Genomic DNA, 20,719 nt, shown 5'->3' with positions numbered 1-20,719 from the left:
AACAAAAATAACTAAAACTCTGTTATAATCCGCTGTTTTCCTGCTTTTAATGCATATTTTTTATCTTTCCATACAAATTCACCGGAGGTATCTGCCGGCAGTTCAAATGCTGCGATCAATTGGCCCTTTTGAGTTACAATATACGAGGCAGAAATATTTCCTTTGGGATGGGGAATAGTACCTGAAACTTCTTTCAATTCGCCTAATGCCGGGGCAAAATGGATCTTCTCAAAACCGGGCGAAGCGCTCCGGATTCCCAGGACAATGCGATAGAACTCGATATTGGGACTGGCTCCCCAGGCATGACAATCGGAGCGTGCCGGCTCGGGCATCTCTGCCCAGGTGGTCAGCCCCAATGCCATCTGATCGCGCCAGATCTGCAGGTTATCGAAGTATTGATCGCCCAGTCCGGCTTTCGCCAAGGCCTGGTTCAGGTAATAACGGAAATAGATCGTGGCCTGAATCAAGCTGTCGTCAGTCAAGGTGCGTTTCATCACCTCTTTTGCCTCATCCCCTTCGACAATACCGGCCAGGATGGCCAGGGCATTCACATGCTGCGAGAAACTTTCCTGGGCAAACGTATCGGCAAACAGCCCTTTGCGCGCGTTCCAGTATTTCGTTCGGATGGTCTGCCGTATGGACGTGGCTTGTTGTTTATACTGCTCACCAAGGGCGGCACTACCCAAATGCTGTTCCATCTCCGCCGCGGCATCCAGCGTCATCAGATAGAGCAGATCCTGGAAGGCGGAGTTGCCCTCCTTTTCCCGTACCGGCTCGCCATAGTCGAACCCGCCGGCCCAATCGGCAAAGAACCAATGGGGCACGTAGTTCAGGCTGTAGTCCGGCCGCAGCCACTGTGCATACCAGGACAAGACATTACGGAAAGCGGGAAGCAACGTCTTCATATACGCTTCGTCGCCCCGGTGCATCCAGTAGTCGTGGCCCATCTGTATCCACCACAAAGAGAAAGAGGAGATAAACTGGTGAATGGCCGAGGGATAACGGCTCATGGTAATGCCATCGGCTACCATCGACTGCCGTCCCTGCTCCAGGGCGTTCTTCACCATATACGGGTCGCGTGTATTATATAATGTAATCATCGCCTGGATACGGGTGTCGCCGAAATACTGCAATTGTTCGTAGTACGGGCAATCCATATAGGTCTCGTTGGCACAAAGACGAGCCGTCCGCCAGCCGATATCCAGCATCCGGTTGAGCTCCTCATGCCCGGGGGCAGAGAAAGCAGTGGCATTCTCGAAAGGATAAGCCGAGAAGGTGCCGTAGATATCGTCCAACACCAGGGGTTCATCAGCGGTGGTGATCTCCAGGTTCACATAGCGCCAGGTGCGCCACCAGAGCGTCGTAAACTCCCGGCGATCACCGCCGTCGGGTAGGATCTTGTCTTCATAGCCGATAAACAATTTATCGTCGATCACATCGCGGTTTTGCTTCGGATTCAGGTGATAAGATTTGGTGGTCGCTTCTTTGTTCGCCAGATATAAGGCTTCGGCATAGCCAATGCGGATCTCGGCGTTCCGTCCTTTGCTGAACAAGAGGGAGAGATAGCCGGTAGTCAGTTGTTTATGATCCAACAACAGGCGCACCTTCCGGTTGGCCGGGATCGTCAAGGGGGTAGGTTGCGCGGGAAATGCCTGCGGACAGTTGATCCCTTCCGCCAGGCGGACAGCATCAAACCGCTCTTTCCGGTATTCCATCGGCGGGATAGGCGACGGCACCAGAAGTCGCTCGGGATAGTCACGGCTTCCTTTCATGGCTCCTTCCCTGCCCTGTGCGGCAGGCAGCCAGGCCTGATCGTCGTAGTCGGGCTGCTCCCATCCCCAGGGATAAGCTGCGGCCTGCAAGAGTTCGCCCGGTCCGGCGACGTAATAGCCCAATACGGTCCAGTCCCACCAAGGGGCATACGCCTTATTCTTCTGGCAGATCCATGTCGCGTTCGTATTGAAAACGGCTTCTTTTTCCGTATTGCCTTGCAGGATAAATCCGGTTTTGTTCAGGCTGATCTGCGCGGCAGGCTTCTGCTCGGCGTAGTTCCAGACCACAGCCGCCAACACATTCTTTCCCTGCCGGAGATAGGGTGCCAGGTCGACCGTCTCGAAGTTCCAGTTGTACACATCGCCCCGCGCCGGTCCCAACGCCACCAATTGTCCATTCACATACAATTTGTAACGGTTATCGCCCGACACATGCACCACACAGGATTCGGGCGCTTCAGGCAGATCCACCGTCTTGCGGAAATGGTAAACGCCATAGACATTTTGCGGTTCCCCCGGCAGGGAGATCCAACGGGCTTTCCAGGGCGTGGTGTACAACTCGGGATGAATCAACGCTTCGTTATACCCCCTCAACTGAATTTGTGCAGCGAGGGAGGGCATAAGAATTAATGCCAACAAAAACAAGACAGTACGTTTCATGGATCAGGTATTTACAGGTAACAGTTTATTTGAGCGCGGCTTCGATCTTCTGCATCAGTGCCGCAAAATCCTCCTCGTTGTATCCGATGGATTTATAGATCACCTTGCCGTCCTTGCCGATCAGGTACGATCGCGGGATCAGGCTTTTGGCAAAAGAATCGTAGATCTTCCGGTCGCGGTCGGGATAGAGCGGAAAGGTAAAGCCTTTCTTCTCATTATACGCCTTCAGGTCGGCATCGGTATGCTCGCGTCCCAAGGTCAGCATCACAAAGTCTTTATTCTTACTGTATTTCGGCCACAATACCGCCTCCATCTCCGCCAGCTCTTTCTGACAGGGAGGACACCAGGTGGCAAAAAAATTGATAAACACGACCTTCCCTTTCAAGGAATAGGAATGAAACACCGCCCCATCATCGGAGACAATCACAAAAGCAGGCATGGCATCCCCTTCTTTCACGATATCCTGATCGGCTTGTTGTGCTTTCGCCGTAAACAGCGTAACAGCCAGCAGACTCAAAATCAAATGTATCTTCATAAAAATTGCGCTATTTAGATTTCTCTTTATAGCGCAAAAATAGGGAAATATTTCTTCTTTAACCCGCATTATCACCCAAATTTAGTGTTTCCGCATTCCTATATACGGGTATTAGGGCAAAAAAGAAGACACCCGGCAGCCTGTTGTACGAAAAATATCAGTACATTTGTACACAAGAATAAAACGAACATCTCATTCAACCGTATTGATTATGATTATTATCAGCTCTTCCGAATTCAGAAACAAGCAGCGTGAATACTTCGACCGGGTCGACAGAGGCGATCAGGTTATCATTCAAAGAGGTGACAACCAGGCCTATAAATTAACACCCGTCACCGATGAAGATATGTATTTCACTCCCGAGATGATCGAAAAGATCAAACGCTCCATTCAACAAGCCGAAGCCGGAAACGTCATCAGCCTTAAAACCCCTGCCGAACTAAATGCCTATTTAGATTCATTCTGATGTATACCATCGAAATCACCCCGGAAGCCGATAAAGACTTGCGTCGGCTAAGCAAGAACGACCCTGCCGCCTATAAAAAAGCCAAAACGCTCATTAACGAACTTGCGACACACCCCTACTTTGGCACCGGCCGCCCCAAAACACTCACCGGAGATCTTGCCGGATACCAATCCCGGCGAATCACTGACTACCATCGCTTAGTATATAAAGTAATTCATGACAAAGTTGTTGTAGTCATCATCTCCGCATACGGGCATTACGGCGATAAATAGATTAAAAAAATAAAAAGCGAGTCGTTCGTTAGCTATTATCTATTATCTTTGCGCCCGTTTCACGCTACGCAATAAACTTCAAGAGTTTTAGGTGAGAAAGATTAAGACACATTTTTCAAAATGGTTTTTGCCCGTATTATTTATCGGGTACTATTGCTGCATCTCTCTCTGCGCCCACGTCCATCTCGAGAATGGGGTCGTTATCGTTCACTCTCACTTCTCGCCCAAGGATAAGGGCCAAATACCTCATCAGCACCATTCGCTGGAAGAAATCATCTTCTTTCATACGCTTTCCACGGTTCAAGCAACCGACGGAGCGGTACAGACATTTGCCTTAGAACAATTTACTTATCCATACTTCACCATTGTCGCGACTAAAGAATCGCCCGATCTCTCCTGTCCGACATTCGGGGCCGCTGCGCCGAGAGCTCCTCCTGCGTTTTTTGTTTAATATGTTTTTTAGTTTGTCAGACAGACATTCAGATGTCGGAGCGCCCAAACCGGGAAGCTTCTGAGATTGGAGTTGATTTTTTATTAAACAAAAACACTTATGCATAAAATAATACTGCTGATACTGGCTATCAGTTTTACCACCAGCCCTGTATGGGCGAATCATGATGAAGTGACACTGAACCCGTCCGACGCGAATATCGTGGGGCATGTCGTGGACAAAAAGACCGGCGAGCATCTCTCGTTTATCAATATCTTTATCGAAGGGACAACGATCGGCACGATGACCGATGCCACGGGCCATTATTACCTGAAGAATCTCCCGGAAGGACATTTTAAGGTGGTGATGAAATCGATCGGCTACAAGACGTTCCTGCAGGATGTCGACGTGAAGAAAGGCGTCACGCTCGAAGTAAATTTCGACGCCGAAGAAGATGCCGTAGCCCTCGACGGGGTGGTGGTATCGGCCAATCGCAACGAGACGACCCGCCGCCTGGCGCCTTCGCTGGTGAATGTATTGGACGGCAAAGCTTTTGAGAAATATCATTCGGCAACCCTTTCTGATGGATTGAACTTCCAGCCAGGCGTACGGGTGGAGAACAACTGTCAGAACTGCGGCTTCCAGCAAGTACGCATCAACGGCTTGGAAGGTCCCTACACCCAGATCCTGCTCGACAGCCGCCCGATCTTCAGTGCGCTGACCGGCGTATACGGTATCGAACAGATCCCTGCCAATATGATCGAACGCGTCGAGGTGATGCGCGGAGGCGGCTCGGCCCTGTTTGGCTCTTCGGCTATCGCCGGAGTGATCAATATCATCACCAAAGAGCCGTTGCGCAACTCCGCCCAGGTGGCGCATTCCCTGACGATGATCGACGGCAGCCGGCCGGATAATAATACGACGGTCAATGCCTCATTGGTGACCGACGACCACAAAGCCGGCATCTACGTGTTCGGGCAAAACCGTTACCGCAGCGGATACGACCACGACGGCGACGGCTATACCGAGATCGGCCATATCGACGCCAAGACCATCGGTTTCCGTTCGTACCTGAAGACCAGCAATTACGCCAAACTGACTTTCGAATACCATAACATCTCGGAATTCCGCCGGGGTGGTAACCTATTGGACCGTCCGCCGCACGAAACGAATATCACGGAGCAGACCGATCATAACATCAATGGCGGAGGCCTTAAGTTTGATCTCTTCTCCAAGAATCTATTGCACCATCTCAATATCTACACCTCTGCCCAACATACCAAACGGGACAGCTACTACGGAGCGAATTTCGACGCGAACGCCTATGGCAATACCACCGGACTGACTTTTGCCGGCGGAGCGCAATACGCCTACGACTGGGCAAACTGCTTGTTTATGCCCGCGCAGTTCACCGGCGGCGCCGAATACAATTACGACGACTTGCAGGACGAGATGATCGGCTACGAACGCGTGATCGCCCAGACCGTGCATATCGGAAGCGTATTTGCCCAGAACGAATGGAAAAACGATCGCTGGAGCTTCCTGATCGGCGCCCGACTCGACAAGCATAACCTGATCGATAACGCCATCTTCAGCCCGCGTGCCAACCTGCGCTATAACCCGACACAGGATATCAACCTGCGCCTGTCGTACACCAGCGGATTCCGCGCACCCCAAGCATTCGACGAAGACTTGCATATCACCGCCGTCGGTGGCGATGTGGCATTGATCAGCCTCGCACCCGACCTGAAAGAGGAGAAGTCGCAGAGCCTGAGCGCTTCCGCCGACCTCTACAAACGTTTCGGAACGGTGCAGACCAACTTCCTGGTGGAGGGCTTCTACACCGACCTGCGCAATGTCTTTATTCTCGAAGAGATCGGACACGATACACAGGGCAACCTGATGCTCGAACGCCGTAACGGTGCGGGCGCCCGTGTGATGGGTCTCAACCTGGAAGGCAAGATGGCCTATTCCTGGCTACAGCTTCAGGCAGGCTTTACGTTTCAAAGAAGCCGCTACAAAGAACCAGAACAGTGGAGCGAAAACGAAAACATCGCGCCCCAAAAGAAAATGTTCCGCTCGCCGGATACCTACGGTTATTTCACCTCAACGATAACGCCGGCAAAAGATTTCAGTATCGCCCTGACCGGCACCTATACCGGCAGCATGCTCATGCAGCACATGGCGGGTTATATCGCAGAAGACCGCGAAGAGAACACCCCCGAGTTCTTCGATGCCACCATCAAACTGGCATACGACATCCCCTTATTCAACGGCACCAAGCTGCAAATCAACAGCGGCGTACAAAACATCTTCAACGCCTACCAGAAAGACTTCGACCAGGGCCCCGACCGCGACTCCGGTTATATCTACGGCCCAGGCGTGCCCCGAAGCTATTTTGTGGGTTGTAAGATTAGCTATTGAAATTCGCTTATCATTATCGGAGACGGGGTAGATCTTCAGATTTCCTTCCATACGAATGGACTTTGCGTATTTATAAACCGTTGAAAATGAGGTGTTAATATTTTCTTCATAAACTACCGGTACTTTGTGCACAAAATACCGGTAGTTTGTCGACAAAATATTAGTAGTTTGTGGCAAAGTACTGGTAGTTTGAAAAAGGGGGTCTTATAGGGGTTTAAACAGGTTGAGATATAGGGAGTATTTTCCCCTTGTCTTTGGAGTATTTGTTTGTTGACAACCGTCAACACATTTGTTGATAATTGTCAACAGATCTGTTGATAACTATCAACAAACTTGTTGATAATTATCAACAAATGAATGCTCTCGGCAATATATTCATTTACTGCTGCTTACATCTACCGGATCACTCCGAACCGAAGGTCGCTTAGCGAAGCGTAAAGCAAAAGTTGTGGAGTCGAAATTCGAGTGGGTATTAAAAATCAGCCCAAAAAAGAAAGGTAGGTCTATAAAAAAGGAAAGGCTGTCTTCACAGACAACCAATCTTCATTGTTAACCTTAAAATCTAATACCATGAAAAACACAATGCAAATATACGACATTTTATGTTATGCAGCATGAAAAGACGCCTAAATCTCGCGGCGTTTAAATATATTTAACGCTATACCTGCCGCACAACATATTTTCATCCGACGATAATCTCGATTAAAAGACTACACGCCAGCGGATTTTCATTGCCCCACTCTATTTTTCACTACTTTTACGAAAAAAAGAATATGGAAAAAGTCAAAAGCTTCCGGATCAGTCCGGAGGTAGATCTTCGAAACACAGAGACCCTGCGGCAGATCGCGACACAGGCAGACACGGAATTCATACTACTTTATACCCATAGCGAAGCGCCGGTGCCGGGCTTGTTCGCTCTGGAACGATTTATCGCCATTGCGGAAGATACACGGGCGGGATTGCTCTATTCGGATTATTACGCAGTGAAGGAAGGCGTGCAAACACTTCATCCACTCATTGATTATCAGATGGGGAGCCTACGCGACGACTTCGATTTCGGACCGCTATTGTTCTATCGCACAGCGGCATTGAAAGAAGCGGTGGCGGCAATGGATCGGACTTATAGTTTCGCGGCGCTCTACGACCTGCGATTGAAGGTCTCGCAAAAATATCCGGTCATACATATCAACGAACCGCTTTACACCCACATCGAACAGGATACGCGCCTGTCCGGCGAGAAGTTATTCGATTACGTAGACCCCAAAAACCGGGCGGTACAGATCGAAATGGAAGAAATATGTACCCACCACCTGAAAGAGATCGACGGATACCTGCCGCCTCAGTTTCGCCACGTGGATTTTGCGGAAGAGTTCGAAACGGAAGTGTCTGTGATCATCCCGGTGCGCAACCGGGTGAAAACGATCGAAGATGCGATCCGGTCGGTCTTAAACCAGCAAACGACATTCATTTTCAACCTGATCATCATCGATAATCATTCGACCGACGGGACAAGCGAAGCGATCGCGCGTTACGCCTCCGACCGGCGGGTGATCCACCTGATCCCGGAACGGAACGACTTAGGCATCGGAGGCTGCTGGAACCTGGGCGCGCATCATCCGGCATGCGGGAAGTTCGCGGTTCAGCTGGACAGCGACGACCTTTACAGCCGGGAAGATACATTGCAGATCATCCGGGATGCCTTCTACGAACAACAATGCGCCATGGTTGTCGGTACCTATCAGATGACGAACTTCAACCTCGAACCCATCCCGCCCGGCATCATCGACCACAAAGAATGGACACCGGAAAACGGACGCAACAACGCCTTACGTATCAACGGCCTGGGAGCACCACGGGCATTCTACACCCCAATCCTGCGCGCATTCAATCTGCCCAACACCAGCTACGGCGAAGACTATGCCATGGGCCTGCGCATCAGCCGGGAATACCCGATCGGACGGATCTACGAGGTGCTCTACCTCTGCCGCCGCTGGGAAGAGAATTCGGACGCCGCATTGAACATATCCCAGACCAACGCGCACAACCGATACAAAGACCGCCTCAGAACCTGGGAATTGCAAGCCCGTATAAACCGTTCGCGCTCATGAAACCCAACAAATGGATCAGTTCGGCACAGGCAGACGAACTACTGAAGAAACAATTGGTGACCTGGTCCCTGCCCAAAAAGAATTACGACGATCTGCAGCAGGTACAAACCCGGCAATTGGACCTGGGAGGCATCACCGTACAGGTACAACATAATCCCGCCCGGATCGCCTCAACGGGAGCAAAAACCGACGGACAGTCTATTCGGCAGCGGCAATGCTTCCTGTGCGCCGACAACCTGCCTGCGGAACAGATACGCCTGCCGTTCGGCTACAATTATGATGTCTTGTGCAACCCCTACCCGATCTTCCGCGAACATTTCACCATCGTTTCCAGAAAGCATGAAAACCAGGAAATAGCGAAACGTCTACCGGATTTTCTGGAGCTGGCCTACCGCATGAACCGCCATACGGTCTTTTACAATGGTCCCCGCAGTGGAGCCTCCGCACCCGACCATGCCCATTTTCAAGCCGTCACCCGCGGACAAATGCCGATCGAAAAAGAATTACACGACCTGCCCAATCGTTACGCCAAAGAGATCCTCTCGCTGGAATACGGGAAACTTTTTGCCCTCACCCATTATTTCCGAAACGGTTTTGTGATCGAAGCAAGCGACAAAAAGACAATATCCCTCCTGTTTCACCTTATATATAAGGTATTGGACAAAAAACCGGACGAACCGGAACCCGGCATGAACCTATTCGCATCATACGATGAAAATCAATGGCGATTGATCCTTATTCCCCGCCACAAACATCGTCCCTGGCAGTACGACGCAACCGGAGAAGACCACATCCTGTCGAGTCCCGGCGCAGCAGACATAGGCGGATTATTCATTACGCCAAGAGAAGAAGACTTCATGAAAATCAACCCCCACATCATTCAGAATATCTACGAACAAGTAGGCTATGCGGATGATGAGATTCTAAAATTAACCGATCAGATTGTAGCGAAACACAAGAGTAATAACAAATTATGAATAAAAAGTAAGGTTTAAAAGAATATGTTAATTATCTTTGTAGACAGATGTTGTTCCGGTTCCGATTTTACACAAAAATGAGGTCGTGTTGTATCCGTTCGGAATCCGGCCAGAGCTTCCTTGAACTGAGTTATTTTGGAGAAAAATGTCATCTGATAGCGAGATAAAATTTAATTATTCATTGGCGCCCCTGTCCTACTTCTACGGCTTGGGGGTAAGAATAAGAAACAAATTGTTTGACGCAGGAATACTTCCCAGCGAACGATTTCCTGTCCCCGTTATCTGCGTCGGAAACTTAGCGGCCGGCGGGACCGGCAAAACACCCCATACGGAATACATCATCAGACTTTTGCAACGACGCTACCGGATTGCCGTCCTCAGCCGGGGATACAAGCGCAAAACAACCGGTTATATACTGGCTACGCCGCATAATACCAGTAGCGATATCGGAGATGAACCCTATCAGATCCTGCAAAAATTCCCGGACATCACACTGGCGGTCGACGCCGACCGGCGCCGAGGCATACGTAACCTCTTGGAACTGCCGGAAGACAAACGCCCGGATGTGATCCTCCTCGACGACGGCTTCCAACATCGCTACGTCAAGCCGTCTTTCGCGATCATCCTGACCGATTATCACCGGAGATTTAATTTCGACAAACTGCTGCCGATGGGATTCCTGCGGGAACCGATAGAAGCGATACGCCGCACCGATATGGTGATCGTGACCAAATGCGAGAAAGACCTCAAACCGATCGAATACCGGATCATGGAAGAAGATATGCACTTATTGGCCCACCAGCAGGTATTCTTTACGCGCGTGGTGTATAGCGATCTGAAACCCGTATTTCCGAAGGTGGCAAGCCCACGGGTACTGCGGGATATCCGCCGGAACGATGAGGTATTGGCCATCTCGGCCATCGCGAACCCCGCACCGTTTGAGGAAGAAATAAAAAGATATTCCAAAAAAGTCCATTGCGCGAACTTCCCCGATCACCACGATTTTACAAAAAAAGACTTCAAAGACCTGACCGAAGTATTCAACACCATGGTCTCCTCCGAGAAACTGATCGTTGTGACCGAAAAAGACGCCGCACGGATACAAAACAACCCCCATTTCCCGGAAGAATGGAAAGGAGTGATCTACACCCTGCCCATTTCGATCGTCTTCCATGGAAAACGGGAAAACTTTGATGAAATTTTAATTAAACATATCGAAACCATTCGACGAAAAGGTTTCACTGAATAAAAATATATGAATAACCGAACTGAAATTGCATCTTTAGGCGAATTCGGACTCATTCGCCACCTGACCGACAGACTGGAAATCAAAAATAACAGCACTCTTTTTGGAGTAGGCGACGACGCTGCCGTATTAAACTACCCGGACAAACAGGTGCTTGTCACAACCGACCTTCTGATGGAAGGCGTTCATTTTGATCTGATGTATGTTCCCCTCAAACACCTGGGCTACAAAGCGGCTATTGTGAACTTCTCCGATATTTACGCCATGAATGGGCATCCTAAACAGATCACCGTCTCTTTAGGCATCTCCCAACGATTCGCGGTAGAAGACCTGGATGAATTCTACTCCGGCCTGAAACTGGCCTGCGATATCTATGGAGTGGACCTGGTCGGAGGCGACACCTCCTCCTCACTGACCGGATTTACGATCAGCATCACCTGCATCGGCGAAGGGGAAAAAGAGAAAATTGTCTACCGCAACGGCGCCAAAGACACCGACCTGATCTGTGTCTCCGGCGACCTGGGCGCCGCCTATATGGGACTGCAACTATTGGAACGGGAGAAAAAAATATTCCACGGACAGAAACACTTCACCCCTGATTTCTCCGGAAAAGAATACCTCCTGGAAAGGCAATTGAAACCCGAAGCCCGCAAAGACATCATCCAGCTATTGAAACAATCGGGAATTACACCGACCGCAATGATTGATATTTCAGACGGCCTCTCTTCCGAACTACTGCATATCTCCAAAGAAAGCAACACGGGATGCCGCATTTACGAGGAACGCATCCCCATAGACTTCCAAACCGCGTCTATGGCCGAACAATTCAGTATGAATGTTTACACGATCGCCCTCAACGGAGGCGAAGATTATGAACTATTGTTCACCGTCCCCTTAACCGCACACGATCAAGTGGCAGCCATTGAAGGCATTCGCATCATCGGCCACGTAACCAAGCCGGAATTAGGCAACTACCTGATTGGCCGCGATGGCGGAGAAGTCGCCCTCCAGGCACAGGGCTGGAAGATGTAATGGAGTAACAGGCGTTTTCTTCAACGAACAACAAATATTTCTTTCACACAAACAACAGATTATTTTCACAGAAAACGCCCCACCCCATTGCATATTAAAAAAACTTCCCTATCTTTGCACCCGTATTGAAAAAAACGGTACAAAAACACGCAACCCACGGTGCCATAGCTCAGTTGGTAGAGCAAAGGACTGAAAATCCTTGTGTCCCCGGTTCGATTCCTGGTGGCACCACTTAAGAAGAGTAGCAAAACGAAGCAAATCCCTGAAACATAGACAGTTTCAGGGATTTTTCTTTTTAGGGCAACCCCGCGAAAATGGCAAAAAACGGCGGTTTACAGCATATTTCTCTATGTTCATTCATATGCTTTTTTTCGACACAAAAAAAGCAAACGAAATGGTATTTAATGTATTGATTTGCTGCGTTTTGCATACCGACCATCTCATTTCATTTCCTTATTTTTAAACCATTAAAAAAGAGGTATTATGAAGCAAGAAATGATGAGTGCTCTGGTCTACATTATCAAGACCCGAAAATTGAGAAACGGAGAATGCCCTGTATTACTTAGGGTAACTATTGACGGGGTTTACAGCGACATCCGTATTAACCGCAGCGTAAAAGAAGAACTCTGGGATGCAAAGTTAGGAATGTGCCGGGGAAAGAGCCGGGAGGCTAATGAACTGAACGATTATATCCGCGGCCTCCATACCCGCCTGCATGAAATCCATCGGAACATGGTATTGCAGGATGAGCATTTCACCCCTGAAATCTTATTAAAAAAACTCTTTAATAAGGAAACAACAAAAACCGTCCTTACATTTTTCAAAGAGCATAACGAGGATTGCCGACGGCGTATCGGGCTGGATTATGCCTACTCCACTATCAATAGGTATGATAACTGTTATAAGTCCCTGCAAGTGGTCATAGAGAAAGAGTACGGAAAACCCGATATAACCTTCAGCGAGTTTACTACCCAGCTTATTCGAAAATATGAACTATATCTGATAGTTGATAAAAGGTTGAGCCAAAATACACTCGTCCGGTATATGAAAGTGATTAAAAAAGTAACATCCCTTGCTTTTGCAGCAGGTTTACTGAAAAGCGACCCTTTTATGGGAGTTAAATTTAGGCAGGTAAAAACCAACCCCGTTTTTCTTACAAAGGAGGAATTGGATACAATTGCAACCAAAGATTTTAACCTGCCCAGAATTGATTTAGTAAGAGACGTGTTTGTCTTCTGCTGCTTCACCGGGCTAGCTTTTATTGATGTAAGCAACTTGAGAAAGGAGCATATTGTTTTGGATAACGAAGGTACCTACTGGATTCGTAAGTCAAGAGAAAAAACAGATAATATGTGCGACATACCACTGCTTGATATTCCGTTGGAGATAATTCGCAAATATGAGAACCATGAGATGTGTAAGTCCAAAGGTCTTCTTCTTCCGGTTATGTGTAATCAGAAGATGAACTCGTATCTGAAGGAAATTACCGATTTCTGCGGGATTGATAAGGATGTTACTATGCATTGCTTAAGGCATAGAAAATTTTTCAGTCGATTGAATTTCAGTGCATTACAAATTCGATTTTGCAGACAGGTAACGATTTAGAAACCAGCTATCATCATTCGCTGATTAGCTTCGTTTTCAACAATACATTAAGAGCGACTTATTAGTGCAAAATTACTAAATAATCCCCATATTGCCAATATTCTTACCCGATTTTCAACAGTATTTTTCATCCAGCGATTAATGTACGGGACACAATGCAGGCCAAAATAACACGTAATAAAAAAAATGAAAAAGATCATCCTATACATTGCTGCATCACTCGACCAGCGTATTGCAGCCGGACGGTAGTTTGGATTGGCTTACCGAATTTCCCAGCTCCCAAAAGATAGATTACGGTTATAAAGACCTGTTGGTTTCTGTCGATACGGTTATCATAGGTGGTAAGACCTACCGCGAATTACTGAGTATGGACGTAATTTGGCCATATCCAACCTGTTCAAAGATACATCTTCTTTTCAAATAAATAACTATCTGGATTATAGTAGTTTATTTTTAGTGCAAGGTGCAAGCATCTATATATAGATAAACTTGCACCTTGCACTAAAAAACAGAAATACATTTGGAATATTAGAACATTGTTCGTAAGTTTGCGAACAGCAATAAAGAAAGAAAATGAAAACAGCAATGAAAATAGAAGACCAAGAGTTGATCGCCCGGATTGCAAAAGCGTTGGGGCATCCGACAAGGGTGGCTATATTGTTGTTTTTAGCAAAACAGGATAGCTGCTTTTTCGGCGATATTCACGAAGAACTACCTATCGCAAAAGCTACGGTTTCCCAACATTTGAAAGAACTGAAAGATGCCGGATTGATTCAGGGTGAAGTAGAAGCACCCAAAGTAAGGTATTGCATCAATAAAGAGAATTGGGAGAATACCCGTAATTTATTCGCAAGCCTGTTCAATATATACGTTGAAAAGAACGGATGCTGCTGATGTAGCATATGTTTTTTGCTTTGAGTGTTCGCTGTTCGGCAAACAACTGTCTGTAAAACTTAATAAAAGCAAGATATGGAAATTAAAGTATTAGGAACGGGATGTGCAAACTGCAAAACGCTATTATCAAGGGTTGAGCAGGTCGTTGCGGAATTAAACTCGGATGCAACAGTAACCAAAGTGGATGATATTCTTAAAATCATCGAATACGGTGTACGAGGGCTTCCCGCACTGGTTGTCGATGAAAAGGTTTTATCGACAGGGAAAGTTTTATCAAAGGACGAAATTGAACAATTAATCACTCAATAACCGTTAACGTATGAAAAATCTGATTTATGTTTTTGCTGCAATAGTCCTGATCTCTTGCGGTGGCGGAACAAATAAGAAAGCGAGTGCGACGGCGCAAACAAAGGGAGCAGCTCAGGGCGACCGCATAGAAGTTCTTTATTTTCATGGAGCGCAACGCTGTATTACCTGCCGTGCCATCGAGAAACATACCATAGAATTACTGGATAGCCTATATTCAAAAGAGTTGGCAAACGGCGCTATCGTGTTCAAAGCGATAGATATTTCGCAAAAGGAAAACGAAGCGATTGCGGACAAATATGAAGTTACTTGGTCTTCATTGTTTATCAACGGATGGAAGAACAATCAGGAAACCATTAACAATATGACCGACTACGCTTTTTCTTATGTGAAAGGGCAACCGGACGTTTTCAAAACCGGAATTAAGGATAAGATTGAAGAACTACGCCCGAAGCAGTAATGGAGTACATTCAGTCGCTTTTAGAGAATAGCAACATCCCCGTTATCACCGCATTTCTTTTAGGGATTCTGACAGCTATAAGCCCGTGTCCGTTGGCTACTAACATAACGGCCATAGGCTTTATCAGTAAAGATATAGAGAATAAGCATAAGATTTTCTTAAACGGTCTGCTATATACGCTGGGAAGGGTTATCGCCTATACCGCTTTGGGATTCATACTCATTCCGATACTACGGGAAGGTGCAAGTATGTACTCCGTTCAGAAATTCATCGGCAAATACGGCAGCATGGTTATCGCTCCGGCACTTATTCTTATCGGAATTTTTATGCTGGATATAATCAAAATCAGAATGCCACAAATCAACATGGGCGGGCATAAAGTGAAAGCCAAAGGCGGATGGGGAGCGTTATTGTTAGGGATTCTTTTCTCCCTTGCGTTCTGCCCCACAAGCGGAGTGTTTTACTTCGGGATGTTGATACCGATGTCGGCTACCGTATCAGGTGGTTTTCTACTACCCGTTGTGTATGCCATAGCAACAGGATTACCCGTAATTATCGTTGCATGGATATTGGCTTACAGCGTTGCCGGGCTGGGTAAATTCTACAACCGGATGCAAACGTTTGAAAAATGGATGCGAAAAATAGTAGCTGTCCTTTTTATTGCAATCGGTATTTGCTATTTGATAATTAACTATTTATAATAAGAACAATATGAAAAAGATAGAAATATTTGACCCCGCTTTATGTTGCCCCACAGGATTGTGTGGGCCGAACATAAACCCTGAACTGTTGAGGATCGCCGCAATGACGGAAGCCCTGAAACGCAAAGGGGTAGCTATCGAACGCCATAACCTGCGGGATGAACCGCAACTCTATGTTTCCAACAAGGTGGTGAACGACTATTTGCAGGAACACGGTGCGGAAGCCTTGCCTATTACCTTAGTGGACGGCGTTGTAACCGTATCGAAAGGTTATCCGACAACGGAACAGCTAATGGAATGGACTGGCGTGGATTTGGGTTTTGTGAATTTAAAATAAACAGGGATAATGAAAGCATTTAATCTGTCCGGCATTGGGCTTACAAAATACCTGTTCTTTACAGGAAAAGGTGGGGTAGGTAAAACATCGGTTGCCTGCGCTACTGCCGTAAGTTTAGCCGACAAAGGAGCGAAAATTTTATTAATCAGTACCGACCCCGCTTCCAACCTGCAAGACGTATTCGGTCAAACGTTGGACGGACACGGTATTGCAATCAAGGAAGTTCCCGGACTTACGGTTGTCAATCTCGACCCCGAACAGGCAGCAGCCGAATACCGCGAAAGCGTAATTTCTCCGTATAGGGGCAAATTACCCGAAAGCGTTATTCAGAATATGGAAGAACAGCTTTCAGGCTCTTGTACGGTAGAAATAGCCGCTTTCAATGCCTTTTCGGACTTCATAACCGATGAAAAGAAACAGACCGGGTTCGACCATATTATTTTCGACACTGCACCCACCGGACACACTTTGCGTATGCTTCAACTGCCGTCGGCGTGGAGTACGTTCATTGACGAAAGTACGCGCGGCGCGTCTTGTTTGGGACAGTTATCGGGACTGGAAGAACGCAAGGGAATCTACAAACAGGCTGTTGCCACCCTTTCAGACGGGGATAAAACACGCCTGATACTGGTTAGCCGTCCTGAAACGACTGCTTTAAACGAAGCTGCCCGTTCCTCCCACGAACTTATGTCGCTGGGGATTAAGAACCAAACATTGGTTATCAATGGAGTGTTGCAACAAGTCGATGAACAGGATTCCGTTTCGAGTCAGATTCACGGCAAACAGCAGTCGGCAATTAAAAATATGCCGGAAGGACTTACCGGATTTCCTCTGTTCAATGTTCCGCTTCGCTCTTACAACCTGTCAAACGTGGCGAATATCCGCCGTTTGCTGAGCGAAGATGAAGTTCAGCCTGTTGCCGGCTATAAACCGATAACCGGAGAAAAGAGCCTCGACAACCTGATAGACGATTTATACGCATCGGGCAAGCGGGTTATTTTCACTATGGGTAAAGGCGGTGTCGGCAAAACCACATTGGCCACCGGTATCGCATTAGGGTTGGTTTCCCGTGGTGCGAAAGTCCACCTGACAACTACCGACCCTGCGAATCACCTGAATTATGACCTTGCGGTTAAATCGGGACTGACAGTTAGCCGGATTGATGAAGCAGAGGTGTTGGAAAAATACAAAAACGAAGTCCGCAGTACGGCTGCGCCAACCATGAGCGCCGAAGATATGGAGTATATCGAAGAGGATTTACGTTCGCCATGCACTCAGGAGATAGCCGTGTTCAAGGCTTTCGCGGAAATCGTCGATAAAGCGGACAACGAGGTCATTGTGATTGATACCGCACCTACCGGACACACGCTGCTCCTGTTGGATGCTACGCAAAGCTACCACAAAGAAGTGGAGCGCACACAGGGTATTCCCGATTCGGTAAGCAAACTTTTACCCCGTTTAAGGAATGCCCGTGAAACGGAAGTGGTTATCGTTACGTTACCCGAAGCCACGCCCGTATTTGAAGCGGAACGATTGCAAGTCGACCTGCAACGTGCCGGAATCAATAACAAATGGTGGGTGGTCAATTCCTGCCTGTCGTTGGTGGAAACCCAAAACCCATTCCTGCAAGCTAAAGCGCAAAGCGAATTAACATGGATAGAGAGAGTTAAACAACTATCGAGCGGGAATACTGCGCTGGTAGAGTGGAAAAATATATAGAACAAATGGAAAAGAAAATTTTAATCCTTTGTACGGGAAATAGCTGTCGCAGCCAAATGGCTCACGGGTTCTTACAATCGTTTGATGACGGATTGGATGTGCATTCCGCCGGAACAAGAGCAAGCGGGAAATTGAATCCCAAAGCGGTCGAAGTGATGAAAGAAGCGGGAATCGACATTTCGCACCACACATCGGATAGCGTTGAAAAATACCTGAACGAAGAATGGGATTACGTCATCACCGTTTGCGGTGGTGCGAATGAGAGTTGTCCGACTTTTTCCGGCAAGGTAAAACATAGCTTGCATATAGGATTCGACGACCCTTCGGATGCAACCGGAACTCCCGAATTTATCGACAGCGAGTTTCGCAGGGTACGGGACGAAATCAAGGCTGCATTCTATGAATTTTATCAGGAAAATATATTGTTGAAATATCTGAATGATCGTCCAGACAATGTCCCTATATGTCATTGCAGCGAAATAACATTAGGAGAAATCAGGGCTGCCGTTCGTGCGGGTTGCAAAGACATAAAATGTGTGAGGGACTATGCACGAAAGCATAAAACAGGCTATTGCAAGGAACTTTCCCCTGATAGAAAATGTTGCCACAATAGATTCAATGAAGTTATTAACCAGTTGATTGCAAGAAACAATGAGTAGAAAGAAGATGGGGTTTCTGAATAAGAATCTGACGCTGTGGATATTCCTTGCAATGGCTATCGGTGTGGCACTCGGATATTTCGCGCCGTCATTTGCCGTAACGGTCGATTCTTTTTCAAGAGGTACTACCAATATACCATTGGCGATAGGTCTTATTCTTATGATGTATCCGCCGTTGGCGAAGGCGAATTACAGGTTATTGCCGAAAGTTTTTTCCAACGTAAAAATACTGGGGACATCCCTCGTTTTGAATTGGGTCATCAGTCCCGTACTTATGTTTATTTTAGCGATAATCTTTTTGCAGGACTACCCCGAATACATGGTGGGGGTTATTCTTATAGGCTTGGCTCGTTGTATCGCAATGGTTTTGGTGTGGAACGATCTGGCGGAAGGGAATACCGAGTATGGCGCTGGCTTGGTGGCATTGAACAGCATCTTTCAGGTCTTTCTTTATGGCTTTTATGCTTGGCTGTTTATCACCAAACTACCGCCGTTGTTCGGCTTTGAGGGAGCAATAGTGGATATATCCATCGGGACAATCGCTAAAACGGTGACGATTTACTTAGGTATCCCGTTCCTGATGGGGATATTAAGCCGATTAATCTTGGTTAAGGCAAAAGGGGTCGAATGGTACGAAAAAAAGTTTATTCCTGCTATCTCCCCTCTTACACTAATCGCATTACTGCTTACCATTGTGCTAATGTTCAGCCTTAAAGGTGAACTTATCGTACAGATACCGATGGACGTGGTTCGTATCGCAATCCCTCTGTTGATATACTTTGTCGCTATGTTCTTTATCAGCTTCTTCGTGGCGAAAGCGGTGGGTGCGTCCTACGATGTAAACGCATCGGTTTCATTTACGGCAGCCGGAAATAACTTTGAATTGGCTATTGCCGTAGCGATTGGAGTATTTGGAATCCATAGCGGACAGGCATTTGCGGGAGTAATCGGGCCACTGGTAGAAGTCCCGGTACTCATTGCGTTAGTAGGCGTTTCGCTATGGCTTAAAAAGAGATACTACGATACGAAATCAGTATAGCGATCATATTTCTATTCCTTCTATTTCTTTGTGTCCGAACTTGATTTTTTTGCCTACCTATCTCTTGGATTCTAAGTTACTACATTTTTTGAGTAGCTAAATCTTCTGAATATCAATATTTATGTTGGCACAAGATGTGAATTTATCTAATATTGATACTTGCACCTTGGTTAATAATTGATTTAAATATTATTAATAGTCCAAACACATTGCTTTAGATCGTCTGCAATTTGATTAGAATCACTATCTTTGCAATAGATAAAAAAGAATTGTAACGGATAAACTCCGTTTAGATAAAAACATAACGTTCGCTGAACGTCTCAACACGAAAACTGGTAATTTTCATTTGAAAGAGACTGATAGCGCAATGTTCATGCTATACGAAAGTATGGCGTGGACTTGCCTGTTTCTTTCAAGGGTATACCAGTACCTCGTGTTGGAATAGTGTGAGTTCCACGCTTTTTTTGAAATACAGCGAGCAATAATATAAATGATTAAATTCAAAAAAAAATGAAAAAGATCATCCTATACATTGCTGCATCACTCGACCAGCGTATTGCAGAGCCGGACGGCAGTTTGGATTGGCTTACCGAATTTCCCAACCCCCAAAAGATAGATTACGGTTATAAAGACCTGTTGGTTTCTGTCGATACGATTATCATGGGTGGTAAGACCTACCGCGAATTACTGAGTATGGACGTAATTTGGCCATATACAAACCAACATACTTATGTTGTATCCCACCATGAATGGAGTGAGAGAGAGAACGTCAGTTTTATTACGGAGAACATAATCGGGCGTATCAAAACACTACGCAATGAAACCGGAAAAGATATTTGGCTGGTCGGTGGCGGTGAATTGGTTTCGATGCTGCTTGCTTCCGACTTGTTGGACGAAATACGGATAACTTACTTCCCTGTAATTCTCGGCAGGGGAATATCCCTGTTTCCAGAACAGCCAAAAGAATCGAAATGGAAGTTATCAGGAAGTAAGTCTTATGGAAACGGAGTACTTTCGGTGATCTATCAAAAAGAGTGAGATCCGTTTATAATTAAGTCAAAATAGGAACTAATAAAA

General features: G+C 46.9%; 19 protein-coding genes, 1 tRNA gene and 1 pseudogene. 18 read left to right on the top strand and 3 right to left on the bottom strand.

Going from position 1 to position 20,719, the window contains the following annotated elements:
* Window positions 1–11: 11 nt before the first annotated feature.
* Both M2133_RS10175 and M2133_RS10170 read right to left on the bottom strand, forming a co-directional pair.
* Window positions 12–2,432: an alpha-L-rhamnosidase C-terminal domain-containing protein gene (locus M2133_RS10175; protein WP_277466014.1), complete on the bottom strand. Its 2,421-nt coding sequence runs from the start codon at window positions 2,430–2,432 to the stop codon at window positions 12–14.
* Window positions 2,433–2,457: 25 nt separating this feature from the next.
* The gene (locus M2133_RS10170; RefSeq protein WP_277466013.1) at window positions 2,458–2,967 is read right to left on the bottom strand and encodes a TlpA disulfide reductase family protein; all 510 of its coding nucleotides are present in this window, start codon (window positions 2,965–2,967) and stop codon (window positions 2,458–2,460) included.
* 211 nt (window positions 2,968–3,178) lie between these two features.
* On the opposite strand from M2133_RS10170, the gene M2133_RS10165 reads away from it, so the two are divergent.
* Window positions 3,179–3,433 carry a type II toxin-antitoxin system Phd/YefM family antitoxin gene (locus tag M2133_RS10165; RefSeq protein WP_277466012.1) on the top strand — a complete coding sequence of 85 codons (255 nt, stop codon included), beginning with the start codon at window positions 3,179–3,181 and terminating at the stop codon, window positions 3,431–3,433.
* The gene (locus M2133_RS10160) at window positions 3,433–3,705 is read left to right on the top strand and encodes a Txe/YoeB family addiction module toxin (protein WP_277466011.1); all 273 of its coding nucleotides are present in this window, start codon (window positions 3,433–3,435) and stop codon (window positions 3,703–3,705) included. Before M2133_RS10165 ends, M2133_RS10160 begins: the two co-directional genes overlap by 1 nt.
* Window positions 3,706–3,841: 136 nt before the next feature.
* Here M2133_RS10160 and M2133_RS10155 read toward each other — a convergent pair whose 3' ends face one another.
* Window positions 3,842–3,991, bottom strand: coding sequence for a hypothetical protein (locus tag M2133_RS10155; protein ID WP_277466010.1), 150 nt, complete (start codon window positions 3,989–3,991; stop codon window positions 3,842–3,844).
* 264 nt (window positions 3,992–4,255) lie between these two features.
* Between M2133_RS10155 and M2133_RS10150 the strand changes: the two genes are divergently transcribed.
* From M2133_RS10150 to M2133_RS10075, 16 genes and pseudogenes are all read left to right on the top strand, one after another.
* Window positions 4,256–6,559: a TonB-dependent receptor gene (locus tag M2133_RS10150; protein ID WP_277466009.1), complete on the top strand. Its 2,304-nt coding sequence runs from the start codon at window positions 4,256–4,258 to the stop codon at window positions 6,557–6,559.
* A gap of 773 nt (window positions 6,560–7,332) precedes the next feature.
* On the top strand, window positions 7,333–8,667 hold the full coding sequence (locus tag M2133_RS10145) for a glycosyltransferase family A protein (protein ID WP_277466008.1): 1,335 nt from the start codon (window positions 7,333–7,335) through the stop codon (window positions 8,665–8,667).
* Window positions 8,664–9,644 carry a DUF4922 domain-containing protein gene (locus M2133_RS10140; protein WP_277466007.1) on the top strand — a complete coding sequence of 327 codons (981 nt, stop codon included), beginning with the start codon at window positions 8,664–8,666 and terminating at the stop codon, window positions 9,642–9,644. Before M2133_RS10145 ends, M2133_RS10140 begins: the two co-directional genes overlap by 4 nt.
* A 145-nt stretch (window positions 9,645–9,789) precedes the next feature.
* Window positions 9,790–10,893: a tetraacyldisaccharide 4'-kinase gene (gene lpxK, locus M2133_RS10135; RefSeq protein ID WP_277466006.1), complete on the top strand. Its 1,104-nt coding sequence runs from the start codon at window positions 9,790–9,792 to the stop codon at window positions 10,891–10,893.
* 6 nt (window positions 10,894–10,899) lie between these two features.
* Entirely contained in the window at window positions 10,900–11,922 is a 1,023-nt protein-coding gene (thiL, locus tag M2133_RS10130) for a thiamine-phosphate kinase (RefSeq protein WP_277466005.1), read from the top strand.
* Window positions 11,923–12,080: 158 nt separating this feature from the next.
* Window positions 12,081–12,153 (top strand) — tRNA-Phe (locus M2133_RS10125).
* A 252-nt stretch (window positions 12,154–12,405) separates the two neighbouring features.
* A complete protein-coding gene (locus M2133_RS10120; protein ID WP_277466004.1) occupies window positions 12,406–13,527 on the top strand; it encodes a site-specific integrase in 1,122 nt (373 codons plus the stop codon).
* 585 nt (window positions 13,528–14,112) lie between these two features.
* Window positions 14,113–14,421 (top strand): metalloregulator ArsR/SmtB family transcription factor, encoded by a 309-nt coding sequence (locus M2133_RS10115; RefSeq protein WP_277466003.1) that lies wholly within the window; start codon window positions 14,113–14,115, stop codon window positions 14,419–14,421.
* A gap of 75 nt (window positions 14,422–14,496) precedes the next feature.
* Window positions 14,497–14,730 carry a thioredoxin family protein gene (locus M2133_RS10110; RefSeq protein ID WP_277466002.1) on the top strand — a complete coding sequence of 78 codons (234 nt, stop codon included), beginning with the start codon at window positions 14,497–14,499 and terminating at the stop codon, window positions 14,728–14,730.
* Between the two features lie 10 nt (window positions 14,731–14,740).
* Window positions 14,741–15,187, top strand: coding sequence for a nitrophenyl compound nitroreductase subunit ArsF family protein (locus M2133_RS10105; protein ID WP_277466001.1), 447 nt, complete (start codon window positions 14,741–14,743; stop codon window positions 15,185–15,187).
* Complete coding sequence (locus M2133_RS10100; RefSeq protein ID WP_277466000.1) at window positions 15,187–15,888, top strand: aromatic aminobenezylarsenical efflux permease ArsG family transporter; 702 nt, start codon at window positions 15,187–15,189, stop codon at window positions 15,886–15,888. The genes M2133_RS10105 and M2133_RS10100 overlap by 1 nt, the downstream gene beginning before the upstream one ends.
* 10 nt (window positions 15,889–15,898) lie before the next feature.
* Window positions 15,899–16,225: an arsenite efflux transporter metallochaperone ArsD gene (gene arsD / locus M2133_RS10095; protein ID WP_277465999.1), complete on the top strand. Its 327-nt coding sequence runs from the start codon at window positions 15,899–15,901 to the stop codon at window positions 16,223–16,225.
* A 9-nt stretch (window positions 16,226–16,234) separates the two neighbouring features.
* Window positions 16,235–17,944, top strand: a complete 1,710-nt coding sequence (gene arsA, locus M2133_RS10090) for an arsenical pump-driving ATPase (RefSeq protein ID WP_277465998.1) — start codon at window positions 16,235–16,237, stop codon at window positions 17,942–17,944.
* A 5-nt stretch (window positions 17,945–17,949) separates the two neighbouring features.
* Window positions 17,950–18,354, top strand: a pseudogene (locus tag M2133_RS10085) (arsenate reductase ArsC); the annotation flags it as partial.
* A 241-nt stretch (window positions 18,355–18,595) separates the two neighbouring features.
* A complete protein-coding gene (gene arsB, locus M2133_RS10080) occupies window positions 18,596–19,642 on the top strand; it encodes an ACR3 family arsenite efflux transporter (RefSeq protein ID WP_277465997.1) in 1,047 nt (348 codons plus the stop codon).
* Between the two features lie 510 nt (window positions 19,643–20,152).
* Window positions 20,153–20,680, top strand: coding sequence for a dihydrofolate reductase family protein (locus M2133_RS10075; RefSeq protein WP_277465996.1), 528 nt, complete (start codon window positions 20,153–20,155; stop codon window positions 20,678–20,680).
* Window positions 20,681–20,719 lie beyond the last annotated feature (39 nt).

Source organism: Parabacteroides sp. PF5-6, from assembly GCF_029504695.1.
GTDB lineage: Bacteria > Bacteroidota > Bacteroidia > Bacteroidales > Tannerellaceae > QVMG01.
The sequence above is the reverse complement of the archived record's forward strand: the minus strand, read 5'-3'. Positions and strand labels throughout refer to the sequence as shown.